Origin of the sequence: Streptomyces sp. NPDC086549 (assembly GCF_044746205.1) — a bacterium.
Taxonomy (GTDB): Bacteria; Actinomycetota; Actinomycetes; order Streptomycetales; family Streptomycetaceae; genus Streptomyces.
Genome location: NZ_JBIVBS010000001.1, coordinates 1,366,563 through 1,384,963, shown reverse-complemented (window position 1 = coordinate 1,384,963; position 18,401 = coordinate 1,366,563). Strand labels below are relative to the sequence as shown.

Below are 18,401 nucleotides of genomic sequence, written 5' to 3'. Positions count from 1 at the left end.
CACCCGTGCGTGGCGGCTTGTCGACTGCGAAGTCGTGCCGACCAGTTGCCACGGATGGGCTCTCAGGGCATTCGAGGAACAGCCGGACGGCCGTGAGGTCCGGGTGCTGGCGGTTCTGCGATTCGGTGAGGAAGTGCTCACAGCGGCACCATTCAAAAGGTACGTGGGGGCGCGGCTCACGCAGGTCTGGTGCGCCAGCCATCCGCATCACGGCGGCGTAGCGGCTGAGCCAGGTGGCGCTCGGCCGTTCAGGCTAGTTCGATACAAGGGGCGCGTGCGCTGACGACCGGCGCCAGTTGTAGCTGGGGCCGACGGCCTACGAGGCCTGAGGCAGTCGTCATGGGGCGAGCCTCCAAGAACAGGGGGGCCGCTCGGGCTATCGCGGGCAGACCCAAGAGACTGCCCGATCCGCCGGGCCAGCGTAAGGTCCCTTGTTCTCTCGCCCCATGGCAGCTCCCGCCCCAAGTCTCTCCTGCCGGCGGCGTGCCCACAGCGCGCCATTACCCAACTTGGGACGAGCAGGGAGCAGCATCCCAGGACAGCGAAGAGCCCCGCCCGATGCGTCACGGGGGGCGGACGCACAGGCGGGGCAGTGCCGACCCGCTGAGCCCTGTTCGGGCCGTCCTCAGCCGGTCGGAGTCACCACATGATCACGGGAACGTCGGGGCCACTCGTGCACTCGGGACACGCCAGCATCCCGGTTTGCCGACAGCTCGCGCACCCGTCGAAGCCGTAGCACCAGGGGCACCACACCGTCCCACGCCCGACGCACCGCTTGCAGTACCCCGGAAGCTCGTCCAGGGGCACACCCACGAACTCCCGTTCCGTTGAAGGCTTCCGGGGCCGTTCCGGGGCGGTGGTCATCCCTCTGCCTCGGGGGGCAGGGTGGGGCTCTGGTCGTCGCCGTCATCCTCGTCGTTGTCGGGCACGGAGAGACGCAGTCCCCGGCTCTCAGCGATCCGCAGCGCGTCAGTCAGGCACTCCGACAGGCGCAGCGCCAGGTAACGCACCTCAGCGTGGGTGGACATGGGATTGTCCAGCACCCTGAATGCTTCCTTGACCATGCCCCCGCCCATGGCGAGTTGCGCAGCCTCGAAGTCGTCAGCGAGTCGGGACAGGAAGCCGCTCGCGTCGTCGGTGCTCAACATGCACCGCTTGCCGTCCTCGGTCGTCCAGGGCAGCAATCGTGCAACGGTGAAGTGCTCGGTCATGCAGAGCCCCCCGAGCCGCTCATCCAGAACCCGATAACTTGGGTCATGTCGTCAACCTCCATGGGGTTGATGGCCACGCCCCCGGGCCGTCCACCACGGTCGCGGGGGTCTTGTGACTCACCACACTTCCGCCCCTGGCGGTGCGTTCCTACTGCGTTCCGCGACCGTTAGGCACGGAGTACGGCCACCGTGTGAAGCGTGCCTAACGTCCCTGGGTGTACCAATGAATGAGGCTCTACGCCGTGCGATGCTCCAAGCACGCATGACAGACCGTCAGTTAGCGGAGAAGTGCGATGTCGACATCAAGACGGTCGGCCGATGGATTACCGAGACCGGGCGGGTTCCCCGTGCCCGTCACCGGTGGGCCGTCTGCGAAGCACTCGGAGAGGACGAGGCGGTGTTGTGGCCAGCAGCCGCGAAGAAGGCGATCAAGGTTGGTCCGGACCGTGAAGTCGTGTCCGTCTATCCGTACCGGTCCGGTTGCCCGGCCTCTCTGTGGCGGTTGCTGATCACCAAGGCCGAACGAGAGCTGACCTTCGCGGGGTACACCAACTACTTCCTATGGCTCGAACAGGCCCGGTTCGGTACCGCGCTTCGGCGGAAGGCCGCACAGGGGTGCCGGGTCCGGTTTCTGCTCGGTGACCCCGACAGTGATCTCACGCGGTCGCGTGAGCAGGACGAAGACGTTGCGCTGCCCCTTTCCACCCGTATCCGCGTGACGCTCGCCGAGCTTGAGAAAATCAGAAGCCAGCCGGGCATCGAGGCGAGGCACAGCGACGGACACGCCCACCTGTCCGTGTTCCGCTTCGATGACGACATGATTGTTACGCCCTTGCTGACGCATCGAGTCGGACACGATGCCCCCACGTTGCATCTGCGTCGTCACCAGGACGACGGCATGTTTGATCGCTTTGCGTCGCACGTTGACGAACTGTGGAACCGGGGCACTCCGGTATGGGAAAGGGAAGCCAATGGCTAGGCGCGATTACGAGGACGACCCCAACGCCCCGGCCGCGAACAGCCTGGTTCCCGCCGCCTCCACGGTCGTTGTCGACGACTCCGGGCGCATCCTCCTCCAGCGCCGCCGTGACAACGGCATGTGGGCCCTGCCCGGCGGTGCCATGAACATCGGAGAGTCGCTGCCTGACTGCGCCGTCCGCGAGACCCGCGAAGAGACCGGATTCGACGTCGAGATCTTCGGGATCGTCGGCACGTACACCAACCCCCGTCATGTCTTCGCCTACGACGATGGCGAGGTGCGGCAGGAGTTCTCCATCTGCTTCCTGGCGCGGCCCGTGGCCGGGGAACTGGCGGTGTCCGAGGAATCCACGGATGTTCGCTGGTTCCAGCCCGAGGAGGTCGACGCGCTTCCGATGGTCCCCAGCATCCGCAAGCGCGTGAACGACTGGCGAGACGGCGACATGCCCGCAGCCCGGTAGCCGAAGAGGCGGCAACACGACACACCCCTCCTGACCTGCACCGACTGAGCGTCCTTAGAGCATACTTTCGCAACTAGCTTGCGAGCTCGTCACCAATGTCTACCTGCACACCGAAGGGCCTGCCGCGCTGCGGTTGACGGCCTTGGGGGGGTGGGCGGTTGCGTGTCGGGGTCTGGGACAGCCATCCGTACATCCCCGCGCCGTTCGCCGAGCCTCCCGGAGGTCGGATGCCGCTCGCCCCGGTTGACGGTGAGGGCGGGCGGGGGCTGGGTCTTCTTCAGCATTGCGCCGATTCCTGGGGAGGCTGGCCCCTTGGCGGCGAGTTGTTCGGGTGGGGGAGGGGAGCCGGCAAGCTGCTTTGGTTCGAGGTGGGGCGGATGGCCGGGAAGGGCGGTAGCTGACAGGGGGCTACTCCTCGAACCACGCCACCAGGCGCACGTTCTCCTCCCCGTGCACCTTGGCCAGTGTGCCCATGACCGTCCACACGGGTTGCCAGCAGCCGTCCTCCGGGACCGCCTCGCGGCGGCGGGCTCGTTCCGCGCGGAAGACTGTGGTGCCCACCTCCCATTCGGTGCCCTCGGGGTAGCGGTCGGCTATGTCTGCGGGGCCCAGGGCCAGGGTGTCGATGCCGCTGGCGCGGGCGAAGCCTCGGGTCCAGATCGAGCGGTGGAGCGGGTGTAGCGTGCCGTCTTCGTTCCGGCGGTAGCTGGCGATTCGGGTGGTCCGGGGAAGCGCCGGCTCGTCCCAGTCGATGGTCTGTACGTCCGTCCAACTGAGCCATGTGGTGCCGAACGCCGACTCGCCCCACGACGACAGCTCGGTCCGTACCGTGTCGGACGCGTCGGGTGGAAGGTCGCGGTCGGCCGCGACCGGGCGCCAGTGGTTGCTGAAGTCGCGGACTCCGAAGAGGCAGGCGAAGGCCTCGTAGTCCCTCGGTATCCCCAGCATCGACAAGGTGATGGCAGGGCACCACGCCGTCTCGTCGTACTCCAGTCCCTCCCTCCAGGTGCGGCATTCGATCCAGCCGTGGATGTCCGTTCCCATGGGGGGATTGTGCACCTGGCGTCCGCGGTCGAGTGGTGTGTCAACGGTTCGTCAAAAGGTCTGTGGGCCGTCCCCTTGGGTATTCGTGCCCTCCACCCGCATGGAAGACTGACCTGGTTGCGCAAGTGAACACAGTGAAGTCGGTGACGGGGGAGTGGTGCCGTGAGTAAGCGGCAAGTGCGGAAGATGCTGCAGTTGATGGCCGGTGGGGAGCCTGTTGCGCTCACCAATTCGATGGCTTCTGTGAAGAAGATCGCTCGACTCGCCTTCGTCGCACAGCAGTTCGGGTACGAGTACGCCGACGCGCAGTACACCGGGTCGCGCAACAACGTGCTGAAGATGCTCATCGTGCCGGACCACCGTCCGGAGGCCCGGGCCCGCGCCGCGCAGAACTGGGCGCAGTATCCGAATGCCGGGGACGGGGTGTCGCTGCCACCTGTCGTGCCCGACGCGTTCGAGCTCCTCAAGGCCCGCATCCAGTTCGACCTCACCGGCAAGAACGCCGAGAAGAGGATGCTCCTCACGGCCGGCGGCATCACCCTCGGGTTGCTTCTTTACGCGGTGCGGAAGGGCGGCGGTGCGGTCAACTTCATCGTCGCCGGTGTCGTATGGGCGATCTTCATGGGCATCATGGGTATCGGGTTCCTCGTCACGCGGCGCCGGAACGCCAAGTTCGCCGCCCGGCTCCAGGCCGCCGGGTTCCTGCCGGTGACCGATGAGAGCGGGCGGCTGCGCTATCTGCCACCCGGCACGCAGATTCCGGGACTGCAGCAATGGCAGCAGCCACAGCCACAGCTGCAACAGCCGCAACAGCCTCAGCAATGGCAGCAGCCGCAGCCGCAGCCGCAGCCGCAGCCCGGGCAGGCAGGGGCTTATGGGGGCGGTCCGTACTCCGGCGGTCCGTACGGCGGGCAGGGCGCTGGGCCGTACGGCGGCTATGGGCAAGCGGCCGCTCCGGGGCCGTACAACACCCAGCAGTACCCGTACTGGCAGCAGCAGCCGCCCCAGCCTCCGCAGCGCTGATCCACGTCCACGGTCGACGGCTCACAACCATCTGGGCGGCGGAAGCCGGGTCGCGCCTCGTCCGTCGCGACCCGGACGACCGCGACGACCCCGACGTCCTTCTCGGCGCCCTCGCCTACCACTGGCGCACGACCATCCTCCCCGCCCTCGGCATCTTCGCCCGCCGGATCGCCCTCACCGAGGACCCTCCCGTCGAGTGAGAGCAAAGTTCCTTTCCGGTCACCCACAGCCACAGGCCGGAAACGCGTCCTCCTTACCTTCGGGACTCATCACCGCTCATCACCCCGAACCACCTGAGCCCCGGAGCACCGTGGAGGCGTCATGACAGCCCCTAGTACAGCCCCCGCCCCAAGCAGTAGCAGGGGAGGCCGCTGGATCGAGAACTGGGATCCGGAGGACGAGGCATTCTGGAACGCGACCGGCGAGAAGGTCGCACGCCGGAACCTGCTCTTCTCCGTCCTCTCCGAGCACATCGGGTTCTCGATCTGGGCCATGTGGTCCGTGCTGGTGCTCTTCATGGGCCCGGAGTACGGGCTGACCCCGGCCGACAAGTTCCTGCTGACCTCGATGGTCACGCTGGTCGGCGCCGTCGTCCGAGTCCCCTACACCTTCGCCGTCGCGATCTTCGGCGGGCGGAACTGGACGATCATCTCCGCCGGGCTGCTGCTCATCCCGACCGTCGCCGCCTTCGCCGTGATGAAGCCGGGGACGTCCTTCGACACCTTCCTCCTCGTCGGGCTGCTGGCCGGCATCGGCGGCGGGAACTTCGCCTCCAGCATGACCAACATCAACGCCTTCTTCCCGCTCAGGAAGAAGGGGTGGGCGCTCGGGCTGAACGCCGGCGGCGGCAACATCGGCGTGCCCGTCATCCAGCTGGTCGCCCTCGCCATCATCGGGGCCAGTGGCGGTCCGCGTGTGCTGCTGGGCATCTACATCCCGCTGATCGTGGTCGCCGCCGTCCTCGCCGCCCTCTTCATGGACAACCTCGCCTCCGTGAAGAACGACACCGGCGCCGCCAAGGACGCCGCGAAGGACGCCCACACGTGGATCATGTCCTTCCTGTACGTCGGGACGTTCGGGTCGTTCATCGGGTACGCCTTCGCCTTCGGCCAGGTGCTGCAGGTCCAGTTCGGGCGTACGCCGTTGCAGGCCGCGTACCTCACCTTCATCGGCCCGCTCCTCGGCTCGCTGATCCGGCCCGTGGGCGGCTGGCTCGCCGACCGGTACGGCGGCGCGAAGATCACCCTCTGGAACTACGTGGCCATGGCCTCCGCGACCGCCGTGCTCGTCGTCGCCAGCATGCAGAAGTCGCTGCCGCTGTTCGTCTCCGTCTTCGTCGTACTGTTCGTGCTCAGCGGGCTCGGCAACGGCTCGACGTACAAGATGATCCCCGGCATCTTCCAGGCAAAGGCCCTGGCCAAGGGCCTCACCGGTGAGGAGGCGGCGTCCTACGGGCGGCGGCTGTCCGGTGCCTCCATGGGGCTCATCGGGGCCGTGGGCGCGCTCGGCGGAGTCGGTATCAACCTCGCCTTCCGGCAGTCCTACCTCTCGTACGGTTCCGGCACCGGCGCCTTCGTCGCCTTCCTCGCCTTCTACGCCCTCTGCTTCGCGGTGACGTGGGCCGTATACCTTCGCCGTCCGGCCGCCCAGGCTCAGGCCAAGGCTGCCGCCGAGGCAAAGCCGCAGCTCAGCTACGCCGAGGTGTGACGTAACACCGGCGACATCAAGTCGAACCGAGCCTGTCACGCACCGTTGACAGGCTCGGTCGGCATGCGGGCCAGCTAGGAGAGCCATGTACGACGAACAGCAGCGATCAGAACACGGGCCCCTCGCCGGGTTCACCGTGGGCGTGACGGCAGCGCGCCGGGCCGACGAGCTGGGCGCGCTCCTGCAGCGGCGCGGTGCCAGCGTCCTGCACGCGCCCGCCCTGCGGATCGTGCCGCTCGCCGACGACGGCGAACTCCTCGCCGCCACCAAGGAGATCATCGACCACGTACCCGACGTGATCGTCGCCACGACCGCCATCGGGTTCCGGGGGTGGATCGAGGCCGCCGACGGGTGGGGGCTCGGTGAGCAGCTGCTCGGGCGGCTGAGCGGGGTCGAGCTGCTGGCCCGCGGGCCCAAGGTCAAGGGCGCGGTGCGGGCCGCCGGGCTCACGGAGGAGTGGTCGCCGTCGAGCGAGTCCATGGCCGAGGTGCTGGACCGGCTGCTGGAGGAGGGGGTCGACGGGCGCCGTATCGCCGTACAGCTGCACGGCGAACCGCTGCCCGGGTTCGTGGAGGCGCTGCGGGCCGCGGGAGCGGAGGTGGTTCCGGTGCCGGTGTACCGGTGGATGCCGCCGGAGGACATCGGGCCGGTGGACCGGCTGCTCGACGCGGCCGTGTCACGCGGACTGGACGCGCTCACCTTCACCAGCGCCCCGGCCGCCGCCTCCCTGCTGTCCCGGGCCGAGGAGCGGGGGCTGCTCGGTGAGCTGCTCGCCGCTCTCGGCCACGACGTGCTGCCGGCCTGCGTCGGGCCGGTCACCGCTCTGCCGCTCCAGGCGCGGGGCGTCGACACGGTCCAGCCCGAGCGCTTCCGGCTCGGGCCCCTCGTACAGCTGCTGTGTCAGGAACTGCCCGGCCGGGCGCGGTCGTTGCCGATCGCCGGGCACCGGGTGGAGATCCGGGGGCACGCGGTGCTGGTGGACGGGGCGCTGAAGCCGGTGCCTCCGGCGGGGATGTCGCTGCTGCGGGCGCTGTCCCGGCGGCCGGGGTGGGTGGTCGCGCGAGCCGAGCTGCTGCGTGCGTTGCCGGGGGCCGGGCGGGACGAGCATGCGGTGGAGACCGCGATGGCTCGGTTGCGTACGGCACTTGGGGCGCCGAAGCTGATCCAGACCGTGGTGAAGCGGGGGTATCGGCTGGCGCTGGATCCGGCGGCGGACGCGAAGTACGCCGACGTGTGAGCCGGCACCCGGTGCTGGTGTGACCGTCACTGGGGGCCCTGCCCCCAGGCCCCCGCCCCCAGGCCCCGCTTCGGCCTGAACGGCCTCGTCCTCAAGCTCCCCCAAAGGGGGTACCCCCAGACGGGCTGACCATGCCGGCCCTTGCCGAGAAGCGGCCGTAGAGCACGAGCGATCGTGCCAGACACCCCAGCGCCACCGTCGACAGCAGCGCCCGTACGGCGTTCCACGCCACCCACGGATTCTCGAACCGGTCCCGCAGGGCCGACGCGTCACCGGTCTTCGCCAAGGCGTCGTTCAGCGGGATGCTGAAGGCGACGGTGATCAGGAAGACCAGGGCGTAGGCCGCGAGCCCGGCCCACACCCACCGGCCGCAGGGCCGCCCGCGCAGTTGCCACGCCGACACCCCCGTCAGCACCAGGGCCCCCATGAAGCTCAGGAAGAAGACCGGGTTCTGGATCGTGTCGTTGATGTCGCGCATGACCCCGACGAAGACGCGGTCGTCGCTGCGGTGCAGGGCGGGCATGACCGCGCACGCGAAGATGTAGAAGACTCCGGCGATCAGGCCCATGGTGACCGTTGCCGCGCCCAGGACGACACCGGCGGTCGTCTGCCGCCGCGTGCTGGTGTTCTCTGTCATGTCCGTCATGTCCTCCAGTCAACCCACGCGATCACCCGCGGGACATGGCCGAGACGCGCGGCCGCATACGTGTGCGTCCAGCGCCGGTACGAGGGGTTCCTCAGACGCCTGCGGGCAGGCACTGTGAGAGAGCGAAGCGGTTCCTCACCCGGGTGACCCCTAGGCGGTGACAGACACATGGCACTGGGTACGGCCACGGCCACAGCCCCGTACGAGCTGCGGTTCGATGCCGGGCGGATCTGCCTGGATCTCCTCTCGACGACCCATCCCGGCGAACGGCTGGACTCGGTCGGGCCGTTGCGTGCCTGGATCGTCGGCTCCGGGCTCGTCCCGGCGGGCACCCCGCTGGCGCACGCCGACGCCTCCTGGCTCGTGGGCTTCCGTGAACTGCGGGGACAGCTGGGACTGTTGGTGCGGGGCGGGCTCTCGGCGGACGGCCGGCCGTACGATCTCGCGCTCGGCCGGGTCAACGAGATCGCCCGTACCGCGCCACCCGTGCCGCGCGCCGTGCGCGGTGACGACGGCACGCTCGTACGGAAGTTGGACGGCCCTCTCGCGTGCGCGGCGCTGCTCGCGGCCGTCGCCCGGGACGCCGTCGAGCTCCTCACCGACCCCGTCGCGCGGGCCGCCGTGAGGGAGTGCGAAGGGGACAACTGCCCCATCGTGTACCTGGATACGTCCCGCGGGCGCAGGAGGCGCTGGTGCTCCAGCGAGGTCTGCGGAAACCGTGAACGGGTGGCCCGGCACCGGCGGCGGGCGGCTCTCGCGCGCGCCTAGAAGTCCCGTTCATGCCGTATGAGTGCCAAGTCCCACCTTGGAGTTGAAGTGATTTCGACAACACCGCGTTTGCGCCCGGCGCCGCTCGGGAAGTCGGCGCGCCGAAGGCGATGTGTCGGAAATGTAAAGATCACGCGGTGGGATTGTGCGGCCATGTCCTTCTCGTCATGCCACCCCGAAGAAAAGTGTCACGTCACTTTGAACACATCGCGACCCACCTCCGTACCTGTACGCGAGCGACCGGCTGGGGGAACCCCCGGACATCGGAGGTGGGCGTGCGCAAGGATTCCGTCGTGGCCAATGAACATGGATCGAGGGCCCGACATCGCATGTCCCAGCCCTCGGAGCCTGATGAGGAGCTGATGCGTGCTCTGTATCGAGAGCACGCCGGACCTCTCCTTGCGTATGTCCTTCGCCTGGTCGCCGGTGATCGCCAGCGAGCAGAGGACGTCGTGCAGGAGACGCTCATCCGTGCCTGGAAGAACGCCGGCCAGCTCAATCGAGCGACCGGATCGGTACGCCCCTGGCTGGTGACGGTCGCACGGCGCATCGTCATCGACGGCCACCGCAGTCGGCAGGCCCGGCCGCAGGAGGTCGATCCGTCGCCGCTGGAGGTCATCCCCGCGGAGGACGAGATCGACAAGGCGCTGTGGCTGATGACGCTGTCGGACGCGCTCGACGACCTGACCCCGGCCCACCGAGAGGTGCTCGTCGAGACGTACTTCAAGGGGCGTACCGTCAATGAGGCGGCGGAAACCCTGGGAATACCCAGCGGCACCGTCCGTTCCCGGGTGTTCTATGCCCTGCGGTCGATGAAGCTGGCACTGGAGGAGCGGGGGGTGACGGCGTGATGAGCGGATACGGGGGACACGGCGGATTCAGCACGGGTGGTCCGGGTATGTCTGGGCCCATGAGCCCCAGTCAGGCAACTCCGGCGCCCAATGAGCACGAGACAGTCGGCGCCTACGCTCTCGGCATCCTGGACGACGCCGAGGCAACCGCTTTCGAGGCCCACCTCGCCGGCTGTGAATGGTGCGCCCAGCAGCTTGACGAGCTCGCCGGGATGGAGCCGATGCTGGCCGCGCTCGCGGACCTGCCGGGCTCTGGCAGCACGCCCGCGATCGGCGACTCGCTGTCCGTCAAGCCCAGCCCACGGCTGGCGGAGAAGCTGGTCGTCGAGGTCTCGGAGCGCCGTGCGGTCAAGCGCCGGCACACCATGTTCATGCTCGCGGCCTCGGCCGCGCTGATCGTCGGCGGCCCGCTGGCCGTGCTGGCGGCCAGTGGCGGCTCGGACAGCGGCGGCAACAACAACATGGCGATGGGACCCGCCCAGGCGGCCTTCCAGACCATGTCCGACAAGAAGTCGGCCACGGACGCGACGACCCACGTCAGCGCGACCGTCGCCGTCGAGAAGAAGGCCTGGGGCACCCACGCGGTCCTTCAGCTCAAGAACGTCGTCGGCCCGAAGAAGTGCTCGCTCATCGCCGTCGGCAAGAACGGTGAACGCGAGACGGTCACCTCCTGGTCGGTCCCGACCTGGGGATACGGCATCGCGAACGCCAAGACGGAAGAGGCCAAGAACCCCCTCTACGTCCACGGCGGCGCCGCCTTCTCCCCCAACCAGATCGACCACTTCGAGGTCATGACCTTCGACGGAAAGAAGCTCGTCGACATCGACGCGTAGCTTCCGTGGGCCCCCTTCGCGTACGGTTGACGGCTGCCCAGCACGTCAGAAGGGGGCCCGGTGGCCGCTCAGGCTCAACAATCCGCGGTCGGCTCGGTTCACGGCGCACACGACTCCGTACGGGACCGAGAGATCAGCGTCGAACAGCAGCACCTCGACCGGGTGTACCGACGCCTCGAGGAGAAGATCCACGAGGCCGAGTTCCTCATGAACGACGCGGCCAAGCGCGGTCAGGTCGGCACGCCCGGCGCGCTGGCCGAGAGGGACGCCCAGGTCTTCCGGGCCGGCATCCACCTCAACCGGCTCAACAACGAGTTTGAGGACTTCCTCTTCGGGCGGATCGACCTGCTCCTCGGCAAGGACGGGAAGAAGGGGCCCGACGGCGCCTACACCGCCGTGGAGCCGGCGGAGGGCGCCGTGCGCGCCGACAACACCGCCGACATCGCCGAGACGCTGCACATCGGCCGCATCGGCGTCCTGGACCAGGACTACGCCCCGCTGGTCATCGACTGGCGGGCGCCCGCCGCGGCCCCCTTCTACCGCTCCACCCCGGTCGACCCGGGGCGGGTCGTACGGCGTCGGGTCATCCGCTCCAAGGGGCGCCGGGTGCTCGGTGTCGAGGACGACCTGATGCGCCCCGAGCTCAAGTCCTTCCTCGGCGGCGACGAACTTCCCGTCATCGGCGACGGCGCCCTGATGGCCGCCCTGGGCCAGGCCCGCAGCCACACCATGCGGGACATCGTCGCCTCCATCCAGGCCGAGCAGGACGTGGTCATCCGGGCCCCCGCCGCCTCCGTGACCTACGTCGAGGGCGGACCGGGGACCGGAAAGACCGCCGTGGCGCTGCACCGGGCCGCCTACCTCCTCTACCAGGACCGGCGCCGGTACGCGGGCGGCATCCTGATCGTCTCGCCGACCCCGCTGCTCGTGGCGTACACCGAGGGCGTGCTGCCCTCCCTCGGCGAGGAGGGCCAGGTCGCCATCCGTGCGATCGGCTCACTCGCCGTGGACGCGGTCGGCGCCGAGGCCACCCTGTACGACTCCCCGTCGGTGGCCCGCGCCAAGGGGTCGTACCGCATGCTGAAGGTGCTGCGGAAGGCGGCCCGTGGCGCGCTGGAGGCGGGGCCCCGCGGTGCGGGCTCCGGTGCCGCACGTCCGGGTGCCGCCGACTCCGGACAGCTTGCCTTCGGTGACGAGGGCGACGGTGCCGCCACGGCGCAGAGCGCTCCCGCAGGTCAGCCCACCCGGCTCCGTGTCGTCGCCTTCGGGCGCCGGCTGGAGCTGGAGGCGGCCGAGCTGGAACGTGTCCGCCGTACCGCCCTGGGCGGCACGGCACCCGTCAACCTGCTCCGCCCGCGCGCCCGCAAGCTGCTCCTCGACGCCCTCTGGGCCAAGTCCGGCGCGGCCGGCCGGCACACCGACCCGGAGCTGGCCGCCGAGCTGCGCTCGTCCTTCGACGAGGACGTGACCACGGAGGACAGCTTCATCGGGTTCCTCGACGCGTGGTGGCCCGAGCTGACCCCCCAGGCCGTCCTCGCCGCCATGGCGGACGAGCGGCGGCTCGGCCGCTGGGCCCGCCGCATCCTCAACCCCGGCGAGGTGCGCAGGGTCGCCCGGTCGCTCCGGCGGGACGGTCACTCCGTGCACGACATCGCCATGCTCGACGAGCTCCTGGCCATCCTTGGCGCCCCTGTCCGGCCGAAGAAGAGGCGTGAGCAGGACCCGCTCGACCAGCTCACCGGCCTGGAGGAGCTGATGCCCGTGCGCGAGGAGTCGCAGTGGGAGCGGGCCGAGCGGCTGGCACAGGAGCGCACCGAGTACGCGCACGTCATCGTCGACGAGGCCCAGGACCTCACGCCGATGCAGTGGCGCATGGTCGGCCGCCGTGGCCGGCACGCCACCTGGACGGTGGTCGGCGACCCGGCCCAGTCCTCCTGGTCCGACCCCGACGAGGCGGCCGAGGCCCGCGACGAGGCCCTGGGCACGCGCCCCCGCCGCCGCTTCGAGCTCACGGTGAACTACCGCAACCCGGCCGAGATCGCCGAGCTCGCCGCCAAGGTGCTCGCCCTCGCCATGCCCGGCTCGAAGTCCCCTTCGGCCGTGCGCTCCACCGGGGTCGAGCCGCGGTTCGTGGGAACGGACAACGGGCACGGCACGGGCGTACGGGACTCGTTGGAGAAGACCGTGCGCGCGGAGGCCGAGCGGCTGCTCGACCGGGTCGACGGAACGGTCGGCGTGGTCGTCGCCATGAACCGGCGCGCGGAGGCCGCGCGCTGGCTCGCCGGGCTCGGCGACCGGGTGGTGGCGCTCGGCAGCCTGGAGGCCAAGGGACTGGAGTACGACGCCACGGTGGTCGTCTCACCCGCGGAGATCGCCGACGAGTCGCCGGCCGGCCTGCGAGTGCTGTACGTCGCGCTGACCCGGGCCACCCAGCAGCTCACGGTGATCTCGGGCGAACGGGACGAGCCGGACGCGGACGGGATGCCGGACCTGCTCCGGGACTGAATCCCGGGCGCTCACGGACTGAATCCCGTGCGCTCACGGACTGAATCCCGTGCGCTCACGGACTGAATCCCGGGCGGGAATCCTGGGAACTCTCCGCACGGGAATGGTTCCGGGCGATCCGTTTGTTAGCCTGGCTGTGACACCGGCTCGATCCAAGCCCCCGGGCCCAACCTTCGTCGCTACGAGCGACCACTTGCCGCGAGGCGAGCATGGCGGGTCGGTGTCATGAACGTAGAAGAGACCCACGTCACCCGTGACGTGGGTCTCTTCTTTTCGGTAATGCCCCGCGAACCCATGGGAATCCCCGGCATGAACAAAACGTTCGCAATCCAGACCGGCTAACGCCTACTCGACGGTAGGTGCGACGATCGGTCGGCACATCCACGCGACACGGTGAAAGCAGAGGAAGTCGGCCATGGCAACGGCGCCCAGCGTCTCCTACTCGATGACCATCCGGTTGGAGGTGCCCGCGAGCGGAACCGCCGTCTCGCAGCTCACCACCGCCGTGGAGTCCTCCGGAGGCTCGGTGACCGGCCTCGACGTCACCGCGTCCGGCCACGAGAAGCTCCGTATCGACGTCACCATCGCGGCCACCTCGACCGCGCACGCCGACGAGATCGTCGAGCAGCTCCGCGGCATCGAGGGCGTCACGCTCGGCAAGGTCTCCGACCGTACGTTCCTGATGCACCTCGGCGGCAAGATCGAGATGGCGTCGAAGCACCCCATCCGCAACCGTGACGACCTCTCCATGATCTACACGCCGGGTGTGGCCCGCGTGTGCATGGCGATCGCCGAGAACCCCGAGGACGCCCGCCGCCTCACCATCAAGCGCAACTCCGTTGCGGTCGTGACGGACGGCTCCGCGGTGCTGGGCCTCGGCAACATCGGCCCGAAGGCCGCCCTGCCCGTCATGGAGGGCAAGGCGGCCCTCTTCAAGCGCTTCGCCGGCATCGACGCCTGGCCGATCTGCCTGGACACCCAGGACACCGACGCGATCGTCGAGATCGTCAAGGCGATCGCCCCGGGCTTCGCCGGCATCAACCTGGAGGACATCTCCGCGCCGCGCTGCTTCGAGATCGAGGCCCGGCTGCGCGAGGCCCTCGACATCCCCGTCTTCCACGACGACCAGCACGGCACGGCGATCGTCGTCCTCGCCGCCCTGACCAACGCGCTTCGCGTCGCGGGCAAGGCGATCGAGAACATCCGCGTCGTGATGTCCGGCGCCGGCGCGGCCGGCACGGCCATCCTCAAGCTGCTGCTCGCGGCGGGCGTGAAGCACGCCGTCGTCGCCGACATCCACGGTGTCGTGCACTCCGGCCGCGAGGACCTGGTGGACGCGGCGCCGGACTCGCCGCTGCGCTGGATCGCCGACAACACCAACATCGAGGGCCTGACCGGCACGCTGAAGGAGGCCGTGCGCGGCGCCGACGTCTTCATCGGCGTCTCCGCTCCCAACGTCCTCGACGGCGACGACGTGGCCGCCATGGCCGAGGACGCCATCGTGTTCGCGCTCGCGAACCCGGACCCCGAGGTCGACCCGGCAATCGCCCGACAGACGGCCGCAGTTGTGGCCACCGGCCGCTCCGACTTCCCCAACCAGATCAACAACGTGCTGGTCTTCCCCGGTGTGTTCCGCGGCCTGCTGGACGCGCAGTCCCGTACGGTGAACACGGACATGATGCTCGCGGCCGCGAAGGCCCTGGCGGACGTGGTGACCGAGGACGAGCTGAACCCGAACTACATCATCCCGAGCGTCTTCAACGACAAGGTCGCGGGCGCGGTGGCGGGTGCGGTGCGGGAAGCGGCGAAGGCCGCCGGGGCGGCTTCCTGAAAGCCCCGTATCGCGGTGTGCGGGGGCTGTGAGGATCGACACGGCAGCGCCCGCACCGGCGAGTCGTGGAACCCCCTACGCTCGGGCGCCCTCTAGGGTGACGGCCGAGCAGGCGCTTTTCGTGTGACTCCCCAGGGTGTTCTCACGACTCCTGCGGGTGCCGGATTGGCTTTCCCGCCGCAGGTAGGGGCAGGATGCGTCCCTGGGCGCGAGCGCATCGGCTTCGCTGTGCCATAGTGCGGCCTCGCCGCGTGGCACACCCCAACGGCAAGAAGAACACGGGAGTAACAACTATGAACCGCAGTGAGCTGGTGGCCGCGCTGGCCGACCGCGCCGAGGTGACCCGCAAGGACGCCGACGCCGTGCTGGCCGCGTTCGCCGAGGTCGTCGGCGACATCGTCTCCAAGGGCGACGAGAAGGTCACCATCCCCGGCTTCCTGACCTTCGAGCGCACCCACCGTGCCGCTCGCACCGCGCGCAACCCGCAGACCGGCGAGCCCATCAACATCCCGGCCGGCTACAGCGTGAAGGTCTCCGCGGGCTCGAAGCTCAAGGAAGCGGCCAAGGGCAAGTGACGCTCCGCTGAGAGCGCCGTGGGCAACTGCGGGCCCGTCGTGGCTGGTCGCGCAGTTTCCCCGCGCCCCTTCGGGGGCGCATCCGCAGCGGATGCGGACACAACGACAGTGGGGCGGCTCCCTTCACCAGGGGCCGCCCCATCGTCGTATCGGGATCCGACCGGGACCTGACCGGGTCCCGACCGGGATCTAACCGGGAACTATCCGAGCGCCTTCCCCGGCAGTTCCACCTTCGCGCCCAGTTCCACGAGCTTCTCCATGAAGTTCTCGTAGCCGCGGTTGATGAGGTCGATGCCGTGGACGCGGGACGTGCCCTGGGCGGCCAGTGCGGCGATCAGGTACGAGAAGCCGCCGCGCAGGTCGGGGATGACCAGGTCGGCGCCCTGGAGCTTCGTCGGGCCCGAGACGACCGCCGAGTGCAGGAAGTTGCGCTGGCCGAAGCGGCAGTCGGAGCCGCCCAGGCACTCGCGGTAGAGCTGGATGTGGGCGCCCATCTGGTTCAGGGCGGAGGTGAAGCCCAGGCGGGATTCGTAGACCGTCTCGTGGATGATCGAGAGGCCCGTGGCCTGCGTGAGGGCCACCACCAGCGGCTGCTGCCAGTCCGTCTGGAAGCCGGGGTGCACGTCCGTCTCCAGCGCGATGGACTTCAGCTGGCCGCCGGGGTGCCAGAAGCGGATGCCCTCGTCGTCGATCTCGAAGGCGCCGCCCACCTTCCGGTAGGTGTTGAGGAACGTCATCATCGAGCGCTGCTGGGCGCCACGGACGTAGATGTTGCCCTCGGTCGCCAGCGCCGCCGACGCCCAGGACGCGGCCTCCAGCCGGTCCGAGAGGGCACGGTGGGTGTAGCCGCCGAGGCTCTCCACACCGGTGATGCGGATCGTCCGGTCGGTGTCCATCGCGATGATCGCGCCCATCTTCTGCAGAACGCAGATCAGGTCCTCGATCTCCGGCTCGACGGCCGCGTTGGACAACTCGGTGACGCCCTCGGCCATTACGGCCGTCAGCAGCACCTGCTCGGTCGCGCCGACGGACGGGTAGGGCAGCCGGATCTTCGTGCCGCGCAGGCCCTTCGGTGCCTCCAGGTACTGGCCGTCGGCACGCTTCTCGATCGTCGCGCCGAACTGCCGCAGCACGTCGAAGTGGAAGTCGATCGGCCGGCCGCCGATGTCGCAGCCGCCGAGGCCGGGGATGAAGGCGTGGCCGAGGCGGTGCAGCAGCGGACCGCAGAACAGGATCGGGATACGGCTGGAACCCGCGTGGGCATCGATGTCAGCGACGTTCGCGCTCTCCACATGAGTCGGGTCGAGCACCAGCTCGCCGGGCTCGTCACCAGGACGGACCGTCACCCCGTGCAGTTGCAGCAGGCCGCGTACGACACGAACGTCACGGATGTCAGGTACGTTGCGCAGTCGACTCGGCGCACTGCCCAGCAGTGCGGCGACCATTGCCTTCGGCACGAGGTTCTTCGCGCCGCGGACACGGATCTCGCCCTCCAGCGGGGTTCCGCCGTGGACAAGCAGGACATCGTCGTTGACGGTCATGAATCTCGCGTTCCGTGGAGTTGGGCAGGGGCCGGAGAGACAGGGTAATCGCCCACCGCCCCCCTCCCGTAAGCCCAAGGGCCACCCAGGATCGGCACAGCTGTGTCACAACACGAACCGTTCCCTAGCGGGCACATGGGGTCACCGTCGAGGGCGTGTGTGTAGGGCTGTGTGTGGGCGTGCGCGTGGGGCGCACCGGTGCGCCCTGAGCTGCATTCACTCGCGTACCCGCATTGGCTCCCCACGCGAAGGGAAGATGCGGGATCATGTCTGGCATGACCGAGGTGTCCTCGCTCACAGGGCGGTTGCTCGTGGCAACGCCCGCCCTGGCGGACCCGAACTTCGACCGTGCGGTGGTGCTCCTTCTCGACCACGACGAGGAGGGCTCCCTGGGTGTCGTCCTCAACCGTCCGACCCCGGTGGACGTGAGCGACATCCTGGAGGGCTGGGCGGACCTCACCGGCGAGCCCGGTGTCGTCTTCCAGGGCGGCCCCGTGTCCCTGGACTCGGCGCTCGGCGTCGCGGTCATTCCCGGCGGGGCGTCCGGCGACCGCGCCCCGCTCGGCTGGCGCCGGGTGCACGGCGCGATCGGGCTGGTCGACCTGGAGGCCCCGCCCGAACTGCTCGCCTCGGCCCTCGGGTCCTTGAGGATCTTCGCCGGGTACGCGGGCTGGGGCCCCGGTCAGCTGGAGGACGAGCTGGTGGAGGGCGCCTGGTACGTCGTCGAGTCGGAGCCCGGCGACGTCTCCTCCCCTTCCCCCGAGAGACTCTGGCGCGAGGTACTGCGCCGCCAGCGCAACGAGCTCGCGATGGTGGCCACCTATCCGGACGACCCTACGCTCAACTGATACGGGTGAGCTTCAGTACTCTTGGCGATATGAGCACTCTCGAGCCCGAGCGCGGGACTGGTACCGGGACCCTCGTAGAGCCGACGCCGCAGGTGTCCCACGGTGATGGCGACCACGAGCGCTTCGCCCACTATGTCCAGAAGGACAAGATCATGGCGAGCGCTCTCGACGGCACCCCCGTCGTGGCGCTGTGCGGCAAGGTGTGGGTGCCGGGCCGCGACCCGAAGAAGTACCCGGTGTGTCCCATGTGCAAGGAGATCTACGACTCCATGGGCATCGGCGGCGACGACGGCAAGGGCGGCGACAAGTAGCACGCCCGCCCGCCAGGCGCGGTACGGCATG

General features: G+C 69.2%; 17 protein-coding genes. 13 read left to right on the top strand and 4 right to left on the bottom strand.

What is annotated here, in order from left to right; translation table 11 throughout:
- Positions 1 to 860: 860 nt before the first annotated feature.
- Positions 861 to 1,211, bottom strand: coding sequence for a hypothetical protein (locus ACIPSA_RS06360; RefSeq protein WP_402629222.1), 351 nt, complete (start codon positions 1,209 to 1,211; stop codon positions 861 to 863).
- Positions 1,212 to 1,473: 262 nt separating this feature from the next.
- On the opposite strand from ACIPSA_RS06360, the gene ACIPSA_RS06355 reads away from it, so the two are divergent.
- Positions 1,474 to 2,190, top strand: coding sequence for a DUF5919 domain-containing protein (locus ACIPSA_RS06355; protein WP_402629219.1), 717 nt, complete (start codon positions 1,474 to 1,476; stop codon positions 2,188 to 2,190).
- The gene (locus ACIPSA_RS06350) at positions 2,183 to 2,650 is read left to right on the top strand and encodes an NUDIX domain-containing protein (RefSeq protein WP_402629216.1); all 468 of its coding nucleotides are present in this window, start codon (positions 2,183 to 2,185) and stop codon (positions 2,648 to 2,650) included. The genes ACIPSA_RS06355 and ACIPSA_RS06350 overlap by 8 nt, the downstream gene beginning before the upstream one ends.
- Positions 2,651 to 3,058: 408 nt before the next feature.
- Here the strand turns inward: ACIPSA_RS06350 and ACIPSA_RS06345 are convergent, their stop codons facing one another.
- On the bottom strand, positions 3,059 to 3,694 hold the full coding sequence (locus ACIPSA_RS06345; protein WP_402629213.1) for a hypothetical protein: 636 nt from the start codon (positions 3,692 to 3,694) through the stop codon (positions 3,059 to 3,061).
- 162 nt (positions 3,695 to 3,856) lie between these two features.
- On the opposite strand from ACIPSA_RS06345, the gene ACIPSA_RS06340 reads away from it, so the two are divergent.
- The 3 genes from ACIPSA_RS06340 (at position 3,857) to ACIPSA_RS06330 (ending at position 7,661) form a co-directional block, all read left to right on the top strand.
- Positions 3,857 to 4,717, top strand: coding sequence for a hypothetical protein (locus ACIPSA_RS06340; protein ID WP_402629209.1), 861 nt, complete (start codon positions 3,857 to 3,859; stop codon positions 4,715 to 4,717).
- A 321-nt stretch (positions 4,718 to 5,038) separates the two neighbouring features.
- Positions 5,039 to 6,424, top strand: a complete 1,386-nt coding sequence (locus tag ACIPSA_RS06335; RefSeq protein WP_402629206.1) for a nitrate/nitrite transporter — start codon at positions 5,039 to 5,041, stop codon at positions 6,422 to 6,424.
- Between the two features lie 85 nt (positions 6,425 to 6,509).
- The gene (locus tag ACIPSA_RS06330) at positions 6,510 to 7,661 is read left to right on the top strand and encodes a uroporphyrinogen-III synthase (protein ID WP_402629203.1); all 1,152 of its coding nucleotides are present in this window, start codon (positions 6,510 to 6,512) and stop codon (positions 7,659 to 7,661) included.
- Between the two features lie 91 nt (positions 7,662 to 7,752).
- Here the strand turns inward: ACIPSA_RS06330 and ACIPSA_RS06325 are convergent, their stop codons facing one another.
- Positions 7,753 to 8,298, bottom strand: a complete 546-nt coding sequence (locus ACIPSA_RS06325) for a DUF1772 domain-containing protein (protein WP_402629534.1) — start codon at positions 8,296 to 8,298, stop codon at positions 7,753 to 7,755.
- Positions 8,299 to 8,475: 177 nt separating this feature from the next.
- On the opposite strand from ACIPSA_RS06325, the gene ACIPSA_RS06320 reads away from it, so the two are divergent.
- The 6 genes from ACIPSA_RS06320 to ACIPSA_RS06295 all read left to right on the top strand — a co-directional run bounded on the left by ACIPSA_RS06320 (position 8,476) and on the right by ACIPSA_RS06295 (position 15,670).
- Positions 8,476 to 9,075 (top strand): CGNR zinc finger domain-containing protein, encoded by a 600-nt coding sequence (locus ACIPSA_RS06320; RefSeq protein WP_402629200.1) that lies wholly within the window; start codon positions 8,476 to 8,478, stop codon positions 9,073 to 9,075.
- Positions 9,076 to 9,404: 329 nt separating this feature from the next.
- Positions 9,405 to 9,926, top strand: coding sequence for a sigma-70 family RNA polymerase sigma factor (locus ACIPSA_RS06315; RefSeq protein WP_010039908.1), 522 nt, complete (start codon positions 9,405 to 9,407; stop codon positions 9,924 to 9,926).
- 59 nt (positions 9,927 to 9,985) lie between these two features.
- Entirely contained in the window at positions 9,986 to 10,759 is a 774-nt protein-coding gene (locus tag ACIPSA_RS06310) for an anti-sigma factor family protein (protein WP_402629197.1), read from the top strand.
- Between the two features lie 60 nt (positions 10,760 to 10,819).
- Positions 10,820 to 13,264 carry a HelD family protein gene (locus ACIPSA_RS06305; protein ID WP_402629195.1) on the top strand — a complete coding sequence of 815 codons (2,445 nt, stop codon included), beginning with the start codon at positions 10,820 to 10,822 and terminating at the stop codon, positions 13,262 to 13,264.
- 415 nt (positions 13,265 to 13,679) lie between these two features.
- Entirely contained in the window at positions 13,680 to 15,095 is a 1,416-nt protein-coding gene (locus ACIPSA_RS06300) for an NAD-dependent malic enzyme (protein ID WP_402629192.1), read from the top strand.
- A 293-nt stretch (positions 15,096 to 15,388) separates the two neighbouring features.
- Positions 15,389 to 15,670 (top strand): HU family DNA-binding protein, encoded by a 282-nt coding sequence (locus ACIPSA_RS06295; protein ID WP_067001509.1) that lies wholly within the window; start codon positions 15,389 to 15,391, stop codon positions 15,668 to 15,670.
- Between the two features lie 200 nt (positions 15,671 to 15,870).
- On the opposite strand, the gene murA is transcribed toward ACIPSA_RS06295, so the two are convergent.
- Positions 15,871 to 17,211, bottom strand: a complete 1,341-nt coding sequence (gene murA / locus ACIPSA_RS06290; protein ID WP_402629189.1) for a UDP-N-acetylglucosamine 1-carboxyvinyltransferase — start codon at positions 17,209 to 17,211, stop codon at positions 15,871 to 15,873.
- A gap of 275 nt (positions 17,212 to 17,486) precedes the next feature.
- Here murA and ACIPSA_RS06285 point away from each other — a divergent pair, with 275 nt between their 5' ends.
- Together ACIPSA_RS06285 and ACIPSA_RS06280 are read left to right on the top strand one after the other, a co-directional pair.
- Positions 17,487 to 18,059: a YqgE/AlgH family protein gene (locus tag ACIPSA_RS06285; RefSeq protein WP_402629186.1), complete on the top strand. Its 573-nt coding sequence runs from the start codon at positions 17,487 to 17,489 to the stop codon at positions 18,057 to 18,059.
- A gap of 29 nt (positions 18,060 to 18,088) precedes the next feature.
- The gene (locus tag ACIPSA_RS06280) at positions 18,089 to 18,370 is read left to right on the top strand and encodes a DUF3039 domain-containing protein (RefSeq protein WP_402629183.1); all 282 of its coding nucleotides are present in this window, start codon (positions 18,089 to 18,091) and stop codon (positions 18,368 to 18,370) included.
- Positions 18,371 to 18,401 lie beyond the last annotated feature (31 nt).

Excerpts from the sequence above, each read along its gene's own strand:
- ACIPSA_RS06310 (WP_402629197.1), top strand. The coding sequence starts at position 9,986 with ATGAGCCCCAGTCAGGCAACTCCGGCGCCCAATGAGCACGAGACAGTC.
- ACIPSA_RS06280 (WP_402629183.1), top strand. The coding sequence starts at position 18,089 with ATGAGCACTCTCGAGCCCGAGCGCGGGACTGGTACCGGGACCCTCGTA.
- ACIPSA_RS06315 (WP_010039908.1), top strand. The coding sequence starts at position 9,405 with ATGTCCCAGCCCTCGGAGCCTGATGAGGAGCTGATGCGTGCTCTGTAT.
- murA (WP_402629189.1), bottom strand. The coding sequence starts at position 17,211 with ATGACCGTCAACGACGATGTCCTGCTTGTCCACGGCGGAACCCCGCTG.
- ACIPSA_RS06355 (WP_402629219.1), top strand. The coding sequence starts at position 1,474 with ATGACAGACCGTCAGTTAGCGGAGAAGTGCGATGTCGACATCAAGACG.
- ACIPSA_RS06335 (WP_402629206.1), top strand. The coding sequence starts at position 5,039 with ATGACAGCCCCTAGTACAGCCCCCGCCCCAAGCAGTAGCAGGGGAGGC.
- ACIPSA_RS06350 (WP_402629216.1), top strand. The coding sequence starts at position 2,183 with ATGGCTAGGCGCGATTACGAGGACGACCCCAACGCCCCGGCCGCGAAC.
- ACIPSA_RS06320 (WP_402629200.1), top strand. The coding sequence starts at position 8,476 with ATGGCACTGGGTACGGCCACGGCCACAGCCCCGTACGAGCTGCGGTTC.
- ACIPSA_RS06330 (WP_402629203.1), top strand. The coding sequence starts at position 6,510 with ATGTACGACGAACAGCAGCGATCAGAACACGGGCCCCTCGCCGGGTTC.
- ACIPSA_RS06360 (WP_402629222.1), bottom strand. The coding sequence starts at position 1,211 with ATGACCGAGCACTTCACCGTTGCACGATTGCTGCCCTGGACGACCGAG.
- ACIPSA_RS06300 (WP_402629192.1), top strand. The coding sequence starts at position 13,680 with ATGGCAACGGCGCCCAGCGTCTCCTACTCGATGACCATCCGGTTGGAG.
- ACIPSA_RS06325 (WP_402629534.1), bottom strand. The coding sequence starts at position 8,298 with ATGACAGAGAACACCAGCACGCGGCGGCAGACGACCGCCGGTGTCGTC.
- ACIPSA_RS06295 (WP_067001509.1), top strand. The coding sequence starts at position 15,389 with ATGAACCGCAGTGAGCTGGTGGCCGCGCTGGCCGACCGCGCCGAGGTG.
- ACIPSA_RS06285 (WP_402629186.1), top strand. The coding sequence starts at position 17,487 with ATGACCGAGGTGTCCTCGCTCACAGGGCGGTTGCTCGTGGCAACGCCC.
- ACIPSA_RS06345 (WP_402629213.1), bottom strand. The coding sequence starts at position 3,694 with ATGGGAACGGACATCCACGGCTGGATCGAATGCCGCACCTGGAGGGAG.